The organism is Flavobacterium salmonis (assembly GCF_903819435.1).
In the GTDB taxonomy this organism is placed as follows: domain Bacteria; phylum Bacteroidota; class Bacteroidia; order Flavobacteriales; family Flavobacteriaceae; genus Flavobacterium; species Flavobacterium chungangense.
In genome coordinates, this window is the sequence record NZ_CAIJDP010000090.1 from 248,335 (window position 1) to 263,729 (window position 15,395).

Annotated in this window: 13 protein-coding genes; 8 read left to right on the forward strand and 5 right to left on the reverse strand. The window is 33.0% G+C overall.

The annotated features are described in order from the left end of the window. Window positions 1-50 precede the first annotated feature (50 nt). The 4 genes from FLACHUCJ7_RS24745 to guaA form a co-directional block, all read right to left on the reverse strand. Window positions 51-452, reverse strand: a complete 402-nt coding sequence (locus FLACHUCJ7_RS24745) for an OsmC family protein (protein ID WP_180910908.1) — start codon at window positions 450-452, stop codon at window positions 51-53. Next, the gene (locus FLACHUCJ7_RS24750; protein WP_180910909.1) at window positions 452-2,557 is read right to left on the reverse strand and encodes a PBP1 and LysM peptidoglycan-binding domain-containing protein; all 2,106 of its coding nucleotides are present in this window, start codon (window positions 2,555-2,557) and stop codon (window positions 452-454) included. The genes FLACHUCJ7_RS24745 and FLACHUCJ7_RS24750 overlap by 1 nt, the downstream gene beginning before the upstream one ends. 95 nt (window positions 2,558-2,652) lie before the next feature. Next, entirely contained in the window at window positions 2,653-4,557 is a 1,905-nt protein-coding gene (locus FLACHUCJ7_RS24755) for a muramidase family protein (protein WP_180910910.1), read from the reverse strand. A 62-nt stretch (window positions 4,558-4,619) separates the two neighbouring features. Further along, the gene (gene guaA, locus FLACHUCJ7_RS24760; protein WP_078229689.1) at window positions 4,620-6,149 is read right to left on the reverse strand and encodes a glutamine-hydrolyzing GMP synthase; all 1,530 of its coding nucleotides are present in this window, start codon (window positions 6,147-6,149) and stop codon (window positions 4,620-4,622) included. A 198-nt stretch (window positions 6,150-6,347) separates the two neighbouring features. Between guaA and FLACHUCJ7_RS24765 the strand changes: the two genes are divergently transcribed. Both FLACHUCJ7_RS24765 and FLACHUCJ7_RS24770 read left to right on the forward strand, forming a co-directional pair. After that, window positions 6,348-6,875, forward strand: coding sequence for a hypothetical protein (locus tag FLACHUCJ7_RS24765; protein ID WP_180910911.1), 528 nt, complete (start codon window positions 6,348-6,350; stop codon window positions 6,873-6,875). Window positions 6,876-7,038: 163 nt separating this feature from the next. Continuing rightward, window positions 7,039-8,319, forward strand: coding sequence for a glycosyltransferase (locus FLACHUCJ7_RS24770; RefSeq protein WP_180910912.1), 1,281 nt, complete (start codon window positions 7,039-7,041; stop codon window positions 8,317-8,319). Here FLACHUCJ7_RS24770 and FLACHUCJ7_RS24775 read toward each other — a convergent pair. Next, the gene (locus tag FLACHUCJ7_RS24775) at window positions 8,290-9,099 is read right to left on the reverse strand and encodes a hypothetical protein (protein WP_230408909.1); all 810 of its coding nucleotides are present in this window, start codon (window positions 9,097-9,099) and stop codon (window positions 8,290-8,292) included. The two genes, FLACHUCJ7_RS24770 and FLACHUCJ7_RS24775, sit on opposite strands and share 30 nt — an antisense overlap. Before the next feature lie 337 nt (window positions 9,100-9,436). Between FLACHUCJ7_RS24775 and FLACHUCJ7_RS24780 the strand changes: the two genes are divergently transcribed. The 6 genes from FLACHUCJ7_RS24780 to FLACHUCJ7_RS24805 all read left to right on the forward strand — a co-directional run bounded on the left by FLACHUCJ7_RS24780 (window position 9,437) and on the right by FLACHUCJ7_RS24805 (window position 15,319). Next, complete coding sequence (locus tag FLACHUCJ7_RS24780; protein ID WP_078229692.1) at window positions 9,437-9,823, forward strand: RidA family protein; 387 nt, start codon at window positions 9,437-9,439, stop codon at window positions 9,821-9,823. Window positions 9,824-9,956: 133 nt separating this feature from the next. Then, window positions 9,957-11,213, forward strand: coding sequence for a chloride channel protein (locus FLACHUCJ7_RS24785; RefSeq protein WP_180910913.1), 1,257 nt, complete (start codon window positions 9,957-9,959; stop codon window positions 11,211-11,213). Window positions 11,214-11,411: 198 nt separating this feature from the next. Then, window positions 11,412-12,416: a DHH family phosphoesterase gene (locus FLACHUCJ7_RS24790; RefSeq protein WP_180910914.1), complete on the forward strand. Its 1,005-nt coding sequence runs from the start codon at window positions 11,412-11,414 to the stop codon at window positions 12,414-12,416. A 7-nt stretch (window positions 12,417-12,423) separates the two neighbouring features. Further along, window positions 12,424-13,068 (forward strand): gliding motility-associated peptidyl-prolyl isomerase GldI, encoded by a 645-nt coding sequence (gldI, locus tag FLACHUCJ7_RS24795; RefSeq protein WP_180910915.1) that lies wholly within the window; start codon window positions 12,424-12,426, stop codon window positions 13,066-13,068. A gap of 16 nt (window positions 13,069-13,084) precedes the next feature. Continuing rightward, entirely contained in the window at window positions 13,085-14,158 is a 1,074-nt protein-coding gene (locus tag FLACHUCJ7_RS24800; RefSeq protein WP_180910916.1) for a peptidylprolyl isomerase, read from the forward strand. A 36-nt stretch (window positions 14,159-14,194) separates the two neighbouring features. Then, the gene (locus tag FLACHUCJ7_RS24805) at window positions 14,195-15,319 is read left to right on the forward strand and encodes a peptidylprolyl isomerase (RefSeq protein ID WP_180910917.1); all 1,125 of its coding nucleotides are present in this window, start codon (window positions 14,195-14,197) and stop codon (window positions 15,317-15,319) included. The last annotated feature ends 76 nt before the right edge of the window (window positions 15,320-15,395 follow it).

Genomic DNA, 15,395 nt, shown 5'->3' on the forward strand with positions numbered 1-15,395 from the left:
CAAGAAAAAAATACTTCTTTTCTTGCTTCCTTGTTTATTTAATATATTTTCTATTTCCAGTTGAAAGTAATTCTCTTTTCGATATCAGAATTTAAACTTAAAAAAACAGGGCAAGTCATTGCCGCTCGTTCTAAAATTGTTCTGCCCTTTTCATCTGCATTGCTTATCAGTTCAAAAACAATTTCGATTGCTCCAATTCTTCTTGGCTCAGCGTTCATAATTTTAGTTACTTCAGCTGTCGAATCAACTAAATCTACGTTTAAATCACGTGCTTTAATTCCCATAATAGTAAACATACAGCTGGCTAAAGCATTTGCAACTGTGTCTGTTGGAGAAAATGCCTCACCTTTACCGTTATTGTCTAGTGGTGCGTCTGAAATAATTTCACTTCCGGATTGTACATGTACAGATTTTGTTCTTAAATCGCCTAAATAGGTTACTTTTGATGTCATTAATTTGCTACTTTTAAAGTTAAGTCTGAATCGTAATATAAAATATAAACACCTTTGTTAGCGTGTCCACCATCTTCTTTTTTATAATATTGAAATTTATTGTCAACCTGTTCTGTTGTCATTAAATCTGTTGTTTCCTGATATGTTTTTCCCTGAACCAGACGCATCATGGTATCAAACGTTACATCAAAACCGCGGGTTGCATAAGTATTTGGATTTACTTTATTTTTTAACTTGTATTCTTTTTCAAAAATCAATACAGATGATTCATCACTTTCCCGGGTAACAGACGGATACATTAATTTTAATTTCACCAGGTTTTCAAAACTAATCTCATCTGTATCCAAAGTACTATTTGGTTCCAAAATCACCAATTGCACCTGACAAGTTCTCTGAGCGTCAATCAAAGCTTTTATGGTTGTCTTAATCATTGCAGTATTACCTGTTTCCATTACGACATAATTTATTCTGCCCGGCACTAATAAACTTTTCAGATTGGCTACATCCAAACCTCCAGTTTCTGTTAAAGAAGCTAAGATAACTCCTTTTTGATTTTGTTTGATGTAACTGATTACAGATTCTTTTTTCTTGTCAACTACAGCTACAATATTACCGTTTTTTGAGCGCATGTAATCAAAAATAGTATTTCTAACAATGTCATTAGACGGTATTGACTGGTACAAATTACCAATTGGGTTGGCTGAATCTTTTGACAACGGCGAAATTACAGGCACATTGTACATTCGTAATGAATTTGCCGTAGCTTCTGCATTGTTTTGATAGAATGGACCGATAACCGCATCAGCATCCTGCAATTTATTTTGCGAAATCAAACTAGAAATATTTGATGTGCTTTTCGTTTCCTGTGAATCATAAATTGAAATATCAATAGGCAATTTTAAAACTTTTGCCGAGTCAATTGCCATCATTGCTCCTGAATAAAAATCAAGAGTCATGTTCAAAAATTTATCACTTTTAATTCGGGTAGCCGGACTTAGCGTATCATTTTGCATTTTTGCCAAATTGAAAGGCAATAGTAAAACTACCTTTTTACGCTCGTTGTTGCCTCTTTTTTTACTTAGCTCAACCACTTGCGGATCAGCAGAAACAGTTTCAGATTTTACTTTTTCAAGGATTTTTATTCCTCCGCCTGAAGGCGCTTCTTCTCTGCTCTCTACTGGTTTATCCTCAGTTTTTTCAACTGGCTGCTGTACAACGATTGGAACTGGTTTTACATATCCTGACGGAACTTTTAAAACCATTCCTTCTTTTACACCTTCAGAAAGTGCTGGATTTAGTTCTGTTAATTCTTCCTGAGTTATATGAAAAGTTCTTCCTAAACTATAAAAAGTTTCTTTTGGCTTAACCTGATACTCCATATAAGTAGTTACTTTTTTTGAATTTTCAACAGGTTTTTTAGTGTCAGCAGGTTTCTCATTATTTACAACCGGCAGAGGCATACCTTCCTGTTTAGGTGCAATTCCTTTTATGATCAATCTATATCCAACCGGTAAATTAGCAACAATATCCGGATTACGCATTTCTAAATCCTCAACAGTAGTTTTGTATTGTTTTGCAATTGAATATTTAGTTTCTTTTGGCTGAACATCATGATATACATATTTTTCCTGGGCTATTTCCTTGATTGTCTTAGCAGCTGTTTTTGTTTTTGGCAATGCTCCTTTTGAAGGAATAACTAATGTCTGGCCAATTTGTAAACCATCTGTTACTAAAAACGGATTTGCAGCCTTTAGTGCTTCATCAGAAACACCGTATTTTTTTTCGATTGCAAAAAGTGTTTCTTTTGGCTGAACTTCATGCGTTCCTCCTTTTTGAGAAGTTACGTTTTTGGCAGTTGTAACTTCTTTTTTAACAGACACATCCTTATTGCTATTACTCGGAATTAATAAAACTGTATTAGGTTTTACTCCATTTCTGGCATCCGGATTTAACTGGTAAATATCATAAGGCGTAACCTTAAATTTCTGTGCAATCTGATTGACTGTTTCTCCATTTGACACTGTGTATTTACTTACTTTTCCCTGAGAAAAAGCAGAACACGTAATAAAAAAAACAAAATAAAACAGGGTGAAAAAATATTTCATAATAGATGTTAAAAACAATTATTGTTTAATGTGAACAAGATACTAATTTATGTTCAAAACAAAAATCAGTCCGAAAGTTAATTCTTTACTAATTATTATCTGAGATCAATTTCTGCCTTTGCAATAATAACATTTTTATATAACTCATCTTCTTCTCTTTTCTTGCATTGATATAGAACTTCTTCCATATTATTGTATTTATCCGAGTACACATAATAAGAAAGACTATTTATATTAAAAAAGAAACTGGCGTTAAAATCTCCCGAATCAATTAGTTTCATTATTAATTGATCTCTTGGTTCTGGATCTGAAAATGCACCCAAAACCAGATAATAACCATTCGAAACTTCTTTTAAATTATCAAAAACTTCAATTTTTACATTTTTTTCATTTTTAAACGGGTTTTCTTTAAGCTCCTTTTTCATTTCTTCCAGAGAAATTATTTTAGATTTTTCTTCTGAATCAGATACGTTATGATTTTTAATCGCTTCATCCTGATATTTTTTCAGTTTCATCAAAGCTAGTTTATCATCAAATTTTCTTGCTTCCATACTATAAAAAGAAGCTTTACTGATATGCCTTTTTACCTCAATTTTTTTCTGATTATCCAATGAATCAATTTTAGCAATCAAGAGCTGATTTTGAGCATCACCTTGCTCCTGTTGGATTTTATAACGTTTAATTTCTTCTAAAGAAAGTCTTTGCTGAATAGATGTAGTACTGTTCTTTTTTTCGCTTTCGCGGATTTTTTTCTTATATTCCTGATTTTCTTCAAGAGCAATTCTTTCTACTTTATTCATTAAACCGGCATACGCTTTTCGGTTTTCTGCCAGTTCTTTCTTTAATTGAGAAGATAATTCACTTGTTTTACCAATACTTTCATACGATTGCTTTTCTAATCGCTTTGATTCATTAACATTCAGCACATCCATTCTTTTCAACTCGACCAAGTCATTGTTCATTGTAGTAACCAAAGAATCTAATTTTGTCATTAAAATATCCTGAACATTTTTATTTGCTTCTAAAACTAAACGCAGCTTTTCAACCGAATTCTCTTTAGAGCCGTTCATATCATTCAGGTTCAGTTTCAAATCATTGATTTTTATGATCTTTTCATTCATTTCTTTCTGAACAATCAGTCTGTCTTTTAAATCATCGATTTCTATGGTTTTTGCTTTAGTTTTTTCAACAACAACTTGTTTTTCAGCAAGTGCCAGCATCAGTTCCTCACTTTCGTTTGTTGGCTTAATCTCTTTTGTATTGATCGCTAATTTATTTCCAACAATTAGTCCGTTTACAATTTCAGGATTTTGAGACTCCAGCTGATCGATAGAGATGTTATATTTTTTGGCAATAGAAAATTTAGTCTCTTTAGCTTCAACAACATGAAAAATTGTTTCCTGATTAATTACACGAACTCTTCCATCGAGCGTTTTTCTTTTGTTTGGAATTGCGATTGTCTGGCCAATTTGCAATCCGTTTTGAAGAAGACCTTTATTTAAGCTTTCCAGATCCTGCACAGAAACATTATATTGTCTGGCAATACTAAATAAGGATTCTTTAGCTACAACCAAATGTATTGCTTTTAAAGAAGTAATATTTTCAGTTTTTGAAGTATTTTGCGGAATTACCAATTCCTGACCAACCTGAAGTCCATTGATAAGAATTGGATTTGCATTTTGAAGCGCTTCCACAGAAACATTATATTGTTTCGACAAGCCAAAAAGAGTTTCTTTTTGGGCAACAATATGGATTATTTGCCGGTTTGAATTTTGTTTTTGTGCTGTATGAACAGGAATCTTAATAATTTGATTGTCTTTGATTCCGTTTTGTGATTCGGGGTTGAGCTTGTAGATCTCATCAATAGAAACCTTATACTTTTGGGCAATAAAATAAGCGGTTTCTCCTTTTTGAATTTTGTGTTCAATAATTGAATCTTGCGCAGCTATTTTGTTAAAAGACAAAATAAACACAAGAGAAATCGTTAAAAGTTCTCTCATAAATAGTAGGTTATAAAAAATTAAGGCCTTACAAATGTAAGACCTTATTTTTAAATATCGTATTATTCCCACTCAATAGTTGCAGGTGGTTTCGAACTGATATCGTAAACTACACGATTTACGCCTTTTACTTTATTGATAATATCATTTGACACTTTCATCAGGAAGTCGTAAGGCAAATGAACCCAGTCAGCAGTCATTCCATCTGTTGATTCAACAGCTCTAAGTGCTACTACTTTTTCATAAGTACGTTCATCTCCCATTACACCTACAGAATTTACAGGAAGCAAAATTGCGCCGGCCTGCCAAACTTTATCGTATAATCCCCATGATTTCAACCCTTCAATAAAAACTGAATCTACATCTTGTAAAATCTGAACTTTCTCCGGAGTAATATCCCCCAGGATTCTGATTGACAATCCTGGTCCCGGAAAAGGGTGTCTTCCTAATAACTCAGGATCTATTCCTAATGTAGCCCCAACTCGTCGCACTTCATCTTTAAAAAGCATTCTAAGTGGTTCTACAATTTTTAATTTCATATAATCCGGCAATCCACCAACATTATGGTGTGATTTAATTGTTGCCGATGGCCCTTTTACCGAAACAGACTCGATTACATCAGGATAAATTGTTCCTTGTGCCAGCCATTTTACGTCTTCGATCAAATGTGATTCATCATCAAAAACTTCGATAAATACACGTCCGATAGTTTTACGTTTGGTTTCAGGATCGCTGATTCCGGCTAATTCGCCTAAGAAACGGTCTCCTGCATCAACACCTTTTACGTTTAATCCCATTCCTTTGTATTGATCTAATACATTTTGGAATTCGTTTTTACGAAGCAATCCGTTGTTTACGAAAATACAGTAAAGGTTTTTACCAATTGCCTGGTTTAATAAAACTGCCGCTACAGTAGAATCTACTCCGCCAGAAAGTCCCAAAACCACTTTATCGTTTCCTAGTTTCTCTTTTAGCTCCGCCACCATTTCTTCTACGAAAGCATTTGGTGTAAAGTTTTGAGGAACTTCGGCAATTTTTACTAAAAAGTTTTCCAGCATTTTTGATCCATCTGTCGAATGGAAAACTTCGGGATGATATTGAATTGCATAAGTTGTTTCGCCTTCAATTTTATAAGCTGCATATTCTACATCGTGAGTACTGGCTAATTTTACAGCATTTGTTGGAAGCGCTTTGATACTATCACTATGGCTCATCCAAACCTGGCTGTTTTCTGAAACTCCATTAAAGAAAACTTCATTCTCCTTAATATAAGATAAATTAGCTCTTCCATATTCTCTGGTATTGGAAGCAGCTACTTCACCTCCGCTAAAGTGAGCTAAGTATTGTGCCCCGTAACAAACTGCCAATAATGGAAGTTTGCCCCGAATTTGAGATAAATCAGGATGTGGAGCATCTTCTCCGCGAACAGAAAATGGGCTTCCTCCCAAAATTACGGCTTTATAAGGTGATAAATCACTAGGAAAGTGATTGTAAGGAAAAATTTCGCAGAATATATTTAATTCGCGAACTCTACGCGCAATAAGTTGAGTATATTGCGATCCGAAATCTAAAATAAGTACGTTGTGTTGCATGCGCAAAAATACTTTTTAAATTCGAAAATGAAAAATTGAATTTTGATTTTTTTTTCTTTTTAAATACAAGGCTCTTAAGTTCCTAATATTCTGGCATCTTATCTTTAAATAATAAATAAAAAATCAGCATTTAAAACAAAAAGACAAATCTAAAATTCTAACAATTTCGTATCTACAAAAAACCAATTGAATTTAACTATGAAGTCAAAACTTATTGCCTTGACAGTTTGCCTGTCTCTTTTTTTAACCTCTTGTGACGTTGTTGATGATTTATTAACCTTCAGCATTTCAAATGAAGCTTCTATTAAAATTAATAGCACTTCACCAATCAACTTACCTTCGGAGATTATTACTCCTGAAGTTACTACAAATTCATCTTCTGAATTTGAAAATAACAGAACCAAAGCAAACCTGGTAAAAGATGTTAAGCTTAGATCTTTAAAATTAGTAATCTCTGATCCTTCAGACAAAACATTTACATTTCTAAAATCAATACACTTGTATATCTCAACAACAGAGTCTAACGAAATAGAATTAGCTTATCAGGACAATATTAGCACTACAGCAAATTCGATTGATTTGATTTGTACGGATAAAAGATTAGACGAGTACATTAAAGCAGACAGTTATAAAATAAGAACAAAAGTCACATTAAAGGAAACCTTAACAAAAGATGTAACGGTAAAAGCAAATATGAAATTTAGGGTTACTGCAGATCCTCTGTAATATTCTGAGCAGGAGATTAAAAACTCACACATTAATTCACTAAAAACAAAACACTTACATTCAAAAATTAAAATTAAGCATTTTTGAAAGCAACTTTTGCATATTTTTTCATCTATTTAAAGTAGAACATATTTATTAAGGACAATCATTAAAAACAAATTTCATGAAGTCCCGTAAAACAAATTCTACAAAAAGAGATCTTAAAAATATGGAAAACATCACTATTAATTATCACGCCACCTTTTCAAAAACTTCAGGCATTTCTGAAGCTGCAAGAGCAAATTTTTCAGCATTAAGGGACAGTACTTTTATTCTTAACCAAATTAATTATATAGAGAATAATATTCAGTTAATTAGAGAAGGTGGACCTTTACAGGATTCCATTACTGATAATATAATCAACATCTATCATATAAATATTAATGATATTCCTTGTTTTTTACTAAATAACGATATAAATATAGCATCAAACACATACAACATCGCTTACTGGGCATGGGAATTTAATAAGCTTCCTGAAAATTTTGTTAGCCTCCTGCCCCTTTTTGATGAAATATGGGTACCTAGCAGTTTTTGTCAAAATGTTTTTGCCTCTTATTCGTTTAAACCCGTTATAAAAATACCTCATTTAATTGAACGTATTGAAATTGAACAAAGCAAACCAAAAATAGAATTACAGGATAAATTTGTTTTTTTATCCATTTTTGATTCACTAAGTACACCGGAAAGAAAAAATACTGATGGCCTTATAAAATGTTTTTTGGATACCTTTTCTGCTAACCCTAATGTTGTATTGATACTAAAAACCGTTAACCTGGAAAAGAACAAACGCTTACATCAGAAATTTATTGAACAGACAAAAGATCACAAATCGATTATCCTTATCAACGAAGACTATACAAAAAAAGAGCTTATACAGCTTATCGATTCCTGCCACTCTTATGTCTCACTTCACCGCGCTGAAGGCTTTGGAATGACACTTGCCGAAGCCATGTCAAGAAACAAAATAGTGATTGGAACAGGGTATTCCGGGAATTTAGAATTCATGAATAACCAAAACAGTTTCTTAATCCACTATGAGTTAATGATACAGGACAAAGATTCTGATTTTATTAAACAGGGCTATGAGTATGCTGAACCTGATATCGAAAATTCAAAAAAAGTTTTAAAGTTCGTATACGATAATTATACCCATATTGAACATATAAAATTAAATGGCAAACAAACGATCGAAAACTCTTTCTCGAAAAAAAACATTGGCGATTTAATGTGTTCCAGACTAAAAAAAATAAGTGCCTTTATTGCAGAAAAAGAAAGTGATTTTTCGATTAAAAAGAATGATTTAATCATTGAAAATATAAGACATCAGGATAAAATTAAGAAGTCCGAAAAAAAAATAATTTTCAAAGCAAAATTATTTTTTTTGAGATTTTTTAGTAAGTAACTTTTGTTCTTTGTAAATTAAAAAATTTGCTTTGACACCTGCTTCAAAGTTATTCCATTTTTCAGATAATATAAAATTTCCTTCAGCATCATAAATCTGAAATTCTCCTGTATTTCCACCAAGACTTCCTTTATTAAGAGCCTCTATGAAAAACGGATTAAAACCTTCTTTAAAATATATTTTAAATTCTTGAAAATTAGAACTTAAAAGTAATCTTTCCTTAACAACATCTCCATTTAAAACAGCTTTGATCAAATCACCATCTATAGCCCCATAATCACGAAACTTTATAACGAAATAAGCAGAACTAGTTCTAATTTCTCCAAAATTAACATCTTTTAAAACCAATTGCTGATCATCCTCTTTTAATCCGGCATCTTTTAATGCTTTATCTAAATCTTTTTCCATTTTACCCACATAACGATCACCCGGGTTAGCAAAATCATTTTCTGTTGACATTGTGAATTTGCTTTTTTCTTCCCCAATCTGAAACTTAGATTTTGGAGTTATACTGGTATTATCAAAAACGTTGGGTGTTTTAATACTTGGAATATCCGTTTTTTCTGCCTGTGGATCTTTGACTTCCGGAATTGTCTTTTTTTTAGGTTTAGCACTAAACTTGGGAGCAGGTATCGTTTTAAATCCGGAGTTAAAATCAACTTGGGCAGAAACTGTCAGGGAAGTAACTAATAATATGAAAAATAAAATGTGCTTCATTGAAAAAGTATTATCGAATTCGGCTTTGAAAATTTTATAAATAGCAACAATTTGATGTCGCAAAAATAGCATAATTTAATTCCTGACTACCAATTTATGACATTTATAACAATATATTAGGCTAATTTTTAGAAACAAAAACCTGCAAAATTTTCTAAACATTCAAAAGAATAATTTATGCTTTGATTTTTTCAGACAAACCGTTTTTTACTATTTGAACAAATATCAAAACATCATTACCTGGTCTGAAATCAATTAAAAATATCACAAAAAATAAAAATTCACGAAGTGATTTCAAAGAAATTCAGCTTTTATCAGTTACATATTTTATAAATTGCAACAGAATTAATTAACCGGAATTTGTTTTTAAATTTAAAAAGCAAATCAAAAAAAACATAAAATGAAAAGAGAAAACATCTTAACAGGATCACCATGGGAAGAAAAAATGGGATATTGTCGTGCCGTAAGAATTGGCAATATTATTGAAGTTTCAGGCACTGTGGCTATTGTTGATGGCGAAAAAGTAAAAGCCGATGATGCTTATGCACAAACTTATAATATTCTTGAACGTATTGAAAAAGTATTGGAAGATTTGAACGTTGGAATGAAAGATGTGATCAGAACCCGAATTTTTACTACTGACATTAGTACTTTTGAAGACGTGGCAAAAGCACATGCTGTTTTTTTTAAGGATGTAAAACCAACAACAGGATTTTATGAAATCAGCAAATTGGTAGCTCCTGAATATCTGGTTGAAATTGAGTTTACTGCTGTAGTTCAGGAATAATTTATTTTGCTACGAATATCACTATTTAATTTCTTTTATTAGTTAATCAATTACTCGAATTTAAAATTTTACAAACACAAACTTTTAAAATTCGTTTTAATTAGTGAAATTCGTGGCAAAACTTTTATTATAAATGACTTTTCGACAACTAAAAAAAATATTTCTGACCATTTTCAAATGGATTTTGATTTGTATTTTAACAGGTCTGCTTTCAGGATCAGCATCTGCTTTCTTTTTAGTTTCACTCGAGTATGTCACACAATTTAGAATTCAACACAACTGGATTATCTGGTTTTTGCCTGTTGGCGGCTTCTTAGTGGGATTGATCTATTATTATTGGGGAGAATCTGTTGCAAAAGGCAATAACTTATTGCTTGAAGAATACGAAAACCCTAAGGAAGTGATCCCTTTTAAAATGGCTCCTTTAGTGCTTTTAGGAACCTTAATCACACATTTATTTGGCGGATCAGCCGGACGTGAAGGTACTGCTGTACAAATGGGCGGCGCTATCGCAGATCAATTTACAAAGCTTTTCAATTTAGATAATTCCGAAAGAAAAATTTTGATTATCCTCGGAATCAGCGCAGGATTTGCCTCCGTTTTTGGCACACCTTTAGCCGGTGCCGTTTTTGCTCTGGAAGTTTTATATTTCAGCAAAATCAATTTAAAAAGTACTCTTCTTTCATTTGTAGTTGCCTATGCTGCTTATTTTACTGTTGAATTCTGGCAGGTAAAACATACTCATTACAGCATCCCTATTATTCCTGAATTAAATTTTAGCAGTTTATTTTACACCCTAATTGTGGGGCTATTATCGGGTTTAACTGCATTGCTATTTGCAAGAAGCACTCACCTTTGGGGAACTCTTTTTTCTAAAACCATTAAATATCCGCCACTTCGTCCTGCAATTGGAGGAATCATTTTAGCGATAGCAATTGGAGGTTTTGGATTTACACAATTCTCAGGATTAGGTGTCCCTTTTATTGTTGACTCATTTTATCACCCAAATGAATGGTATGATTTTCTTCTTAAAATTTTATTCACGGGTTTTACTTTAGGTGCCGGTTTTAAAGGTGGTGAGGTAACTCCGTTATTTTTCATTGGTGCCGCTTTAGGGAGCGCATTATTTATCATAATTCCAATGCCAATTGCACTTTTAGCAGGTCTGGGATTTGTAGCTGTATTTTCTGGCGCAACCCACACTCCTGTAGCCTGCACTATTATGGGAATGGAATTATTTGGAATTCAGCCCGGAATTTTTATTGCTCTTGCTTGCACGATTGCTTATTTTTCGTCGGGTTCTGTGGGAATTTATAAATCGCAAATTGTAAAAGGTGCGAAATACAAATTGTATCAAAAATTACAAAGAAAAGAATTAGAACATTTGTAAAATGAAATACCAATTTTAGAAATACCAAATTCCAAACTGAATCCGAATTGCTACACGATGCAAAATAAGCCGTTCTTATCGAACGGGTTTTAAACCTCAAACCTGAAACTTCAGACAAAGAAAAACCAAATCCATAAAAGTGTGTTAATCTGTAAAATGATTTCAGCATTACATTAAAAAAATGTAAATTCGCACACTATGAAAATACAAGATATTGAAGCAGTAAAATTATTACTATCAACCCCAAAGAAAATTGCAATAATTCCACATAGAGGCCCAGATGGTGATGCCATGGGTTCTACATTAGGATTATACCACTTTTTATTAAAAAACAATCATCAGCCAACAGTTATTGCGCCTAATGATTTCCCTAATTTCTTAGCCTGGCTTCCCGGTTCTGAAACGGTAAAAATATTTGAAAAAGATACTGAAAACTGTACCAAAATATTAGAAGAAGCTGAGCTAATTTTTACACTTGATTTCAATGCTTTGCATCGTACCGGTGAAATGGAACATACTTTAGCCAAGATGACAGCTCCGTTTATCATGATCGATCATCATGAAAAACCACACAATTATGCAGCTTACACTTACTCTGACACATCATACGGTTCTACGTGTGAGATGATTTATAATTTTATTTTGTTTCTCAACAAAAAAGAGGATCTGGATAAAACCATTGCCACTTGCATTTACACTGGAATATTAACTGATTCAGGCTCATTCCGTTTTCCTAAAACTACAGGAAACACACATCGTATTGTGGCTGAATTAATTGATTTAGGAGTAGAAAATACTGAAATACCGGTTTTATTGTTTGACAATAGTTCTTACGGCCGTTTACAATTATTAGGACGTGCTTTGCAGAACATGAAAATTTTCTCAGAACATAAAACTTCTTATACTTTTTTAACACAGGAAGAACTAGATTCATTTAATTATGTAAAAGGCGATACAGAAGGAATCGTAAATTACGGATTAAGTATAAAAGATATTATTTTTACTGCCATTTTTATAGAAAACAAAGAGGAAAAAATCATTAAAATTTCGTTTCGGTCACAAGGCGGGTTTGATGTAAATCAGTTTGCCAGAGATCATTTTAATGGAGGCGGTCACACAAATGCTGCTGGTGGAAAATCAGAAGTTTCAATGGAAGAAACTTTGAAAAAGTTTGAAGATTTAGTAATTAAATTAGAAATATAAATCAATTATGAACTATATAAAACTAAGCGTTTATACGTTGCTTTGTACTGTTTTATTTGTTAGTTGTAAACATCATGAAGAAGCCAGAAGACCAGTTTCTCAAGCTTCAGGAACGTTTATGAAAAAATCGGCTGACAGAAATAAAAAACTGGTTGCAAGCGAAGAAGATGTTATCAAAAATATCATCAAAAATAATCCGAAAGTAAAATACTATGCTACCCGAAAAGGATACTGGCTGTCTTATGACGAAAGAAATTTAACCGATACCCAACAAACACCCCAAAAAGGAGATATCGCTTATTTTAATTTAGAAATAAAAGACATTGAAGGTAAAATCATATATTCTGAAGCTGAACTTGGCCCACAAACGTATTATGTTGACAAACAAGATATCATGATGGGATTACGTGATGGTATTAAATTAATGCATAAAAATGAAACCGTTACTTTCTTGTTTCCTTCACATATTGCTTATGGATATCATGGAGACAATAAAAAAATAGGAACCAATGAATCGTTAATCTGTACGGTTACACTTCGTAATTTTATTCCTGATCCTGAAGCAGGACCAGTAACAACTGCAACTACACCTGCTAAAGCAACAAGCACTAAAACTGCAATTGAAACAAAAAAAGACACATTAACCCCATAAAAACAACATTTCAAAAATGAAAAAAAGTATTTTATTATTGTTATTAGCCGTTACTTCATTTTATTCCTGCAAAGACGAGCACAGTAATCTGCCTGATGGATTATATGCTGAAATAGAAACAAACAAAGGAAATATTATTGTAGAGTTAGATTATAAAAAAGCACCCGTAACTGTTGCTAATTTTGTAACCTTAGCCGAAGGTAAAAATGAATTTGTAAATGAAAATTTAAAAAACAAACCTTTTTTTGACGGATTAAAATTTCACAGGGTTATTGAAAATTTCATGATTCAGACCGGAGATCCTCTTGGGACCGGTTCAGGAGATACAGGGTATAAATTTAAGGACGAATTTACCGATTTAAAATTTGACAAAGCCGGTGTTTTAGCAATGGCCAATAATGGTCCGGGAACAAACAGCAGTCAATTTTTTATTACTCACGTTGAAACGCCATGGTTAGACGGAAAACATACTATTTTTGGTCATGTCGTTGAAAAAGGACAGGAAGTTGTTAATCAGGTTAAACAAGATGACCAGCTAATTGCTGTAAAGATTATCAGAAACGGTGAAGCTGCTAAAAAGTTTGACGCTGTAAAAGTATTTCATGATTATTTCAGTGAAATTGCAAAAGAGAGAAGCAAATACTCAGGAGTTCAAAAAGAAAAAGTAGCTTATTATGCAGGGGTAAAACCAAAAGCTACTAAAACTTCAAGTGGATTAGAATATGTAATTACTGAAAAAGGAAATGGTAAAAAACCTGCAACAGGAACTCAGATATACATTCACTATGCTGGTTTTCTGGAAGATGGTACCTTATTTGACTCTAGTTTAGAAGAGGTAAACAAATTATTTGGAAAATTTGATGCAGCAAGAGGTGAACAACATGGTTACCAGCCTATTCCATTTCAGGCAGGCCGCAAGGATGGTATGATTCCGGGATTTATTGAAGGAATCGAAAAGCTTTCTTTTGGAGACAAAGCTGTCCTTTTTATCCCATCGCATTTAGCTTATGGAGAAACAGGTGCCGGAGGAGTTATTCCGCCTAACGCCAATATTATTTTCGAGGTTCAATTACTGGAAAAACCACAATAATTATTTTTAACTAACATTGACTAAAATCAATACACAATGAAGTTTAAATTTCTATTTTTATTTTGCCTTGCAATACTTAACATTCAGGCACAAGCTACTAAAAAACCAGCAGCAAAATCAAAGACAGCGACAACAAAACCTGCCGCAACAGCTAATCCTGCTGAAGGGATTTTTGCTACGATTGCAACAACAAAAGGCGATATCGTTCTGACTTTAGAATATGTAAAAGCACCGGTAACGGTTGCTAACTTTATTTCTTTGGCAGAAGGTAAAAATCCTAATGTAAAAGTCGAGAAACTTAAGGGAAAACCATTTTATGACGGATTAAAATTCCACAGGGTTATCAATGATTTTATGATTCAGGGTGGTGATCCTGACGGAAATGGATCAGGTGGTCCGGGATTTTCTTTTAAGGATGAATTTGTTAAAGAATTAGTCTTTGACAAAGGCGGAATTCTGGCAATGGCCAATTCAGGTCCTGCAACTAACGGAAGCCAGTTTTTTATCACCCATAAAGAAACTCCATGGTTAAACGGTAAACATACTATTTTTGGACATGTTGTTTCCGGAATGGACAATGTAAATAAAATTGTTCAGGACGATATCATGACAAAAATTACTATTACCCGAAAAGGTGCTGCTGCCAAAAAATTTGACGCCGTAAAAGTTTTAGCCGAGGACGTTAAAAAAGATGAGGCGAAAAAATTAGAGTCCCAAAAAGTAATTAAAGACAAAGCTGCTTATTTTACATCAACCAAAGCAAATGCTGTAACAACGGCATCTGGCTTAAAATATGTAATGACGAAAAAAGGAACTGGTGTAAAAGGTGCAGAAGGTTCTACAATTTATTTTCACTATGCCGGATATTTTGAAGACGGAAATCTTTTTGACAGCAGTATGTCAAATGTAGAAAAAGCATACGGAAAATATAATGCAAACAGAGATGCACAAGGAGGTTATAAAGCTTTTCCTTTCACTGTTGGAAAAAAAGACGGTATGATTCCGGGATTCATTGAAGCTCTCGATATGATGACAGACGGTGATAAAGCAATATTCTTTCTTCCATCAAATCTGGCTTATGGAGAAGCAGGTGCCGGAGGAGTTATTCCGCCAAATGCAACTTTAATTTTCGAAATCGAAACGTACAGTAAACAACCTTAAGTTATCTTATAAATTTATAAAAAGCTCCATTATTTTTAATGGAGCTTTTTTGTATCATTACTTTCCAGCGACATCA

Coding starts and splice junctions, on each gene's coding strand:
- FLACHUCJ7_RS24745 (WP_180910908.1), bottom strand. CDS start 452: ATGACATCAAAAGTAACCTATTTAGGCGATTTAAGAACAAAATCTGTA.
- FLACHUCJ7_RS24750 (WP_180910909.1), bottom strand. CDS start 2,557: ATGAAATATTTTTTCACCCTGTTTTATTTTGTTTTTTTTATTACGTGT.
- FLACHUCJ7_RS24755 (WP_180910910.1), bottom strand. CDS start 4,557: ATGAGAGAACTTTTAACGATTTCTCTTGTGTTTATTTTGTCTTTTAAC.
- guaA (WP_078229689.1), bottom strand. CDS start 6,149: ATGCAACACAACGTACTTATTTTAGATTTCGGATCGCAATATACTCAA.
- FLACHUCJ7_RS24765 (WP_180910911.1), top strand. CDS start 6,348: ATGAAGTCAAAACTTATTGCCTTGACAGTTTGCCTGTCTCTTTTTTTA.
- FLACHUCJ7_RS24770 (WP_180910912.1), top strand. CDS start 7,039: ATGAAGTCCCGTAAAACAAATTCTACAAAAAGAGATCTTAAAAATATG.
- FLACHUCJ7_RS24780 (WP_078229692.1), top strand. CDS start 9,437: ATGAAAAGAGAAAACATCTTAACAGGATCACCATGGGAAGAAAAAATG.
- FLACHUCJ7_RS24785 (WP_180910913.1), top strand. CDS start 9,957: ATGACTTTTCGACAACTAAAAAAAATATTTCTGACCATTTTCAAATGG.
- FLACHUCJ7_RS24790 (WP_180910914.1), top strand. CDS start 11,412: ATGAAAATACAAGATATTGAAGCAGTAAAATTATTACTATCAACCCCA.
- gldI (WP_180910915.1), top strand. CDS start 12,424: ATGAACTATATAAAACTAAGCGTTTATACGTTGCTTTGTACTGTTTTA.
- FLACHUCJ7_RS24800 (WP_180910916.1), top strand. CDS start 13,085: ATGAAAAAAAGTATTTTATTATTGTTATTAGCCGTTACTTCATTTTAT.
- FLACHUCJ7_RS24805 (WP_180910917.1), top strand. CDS start 14,195: ATGAAGTTTAAATTTCTATTTTTATTTTGCCTTGCAATACTTAACATT.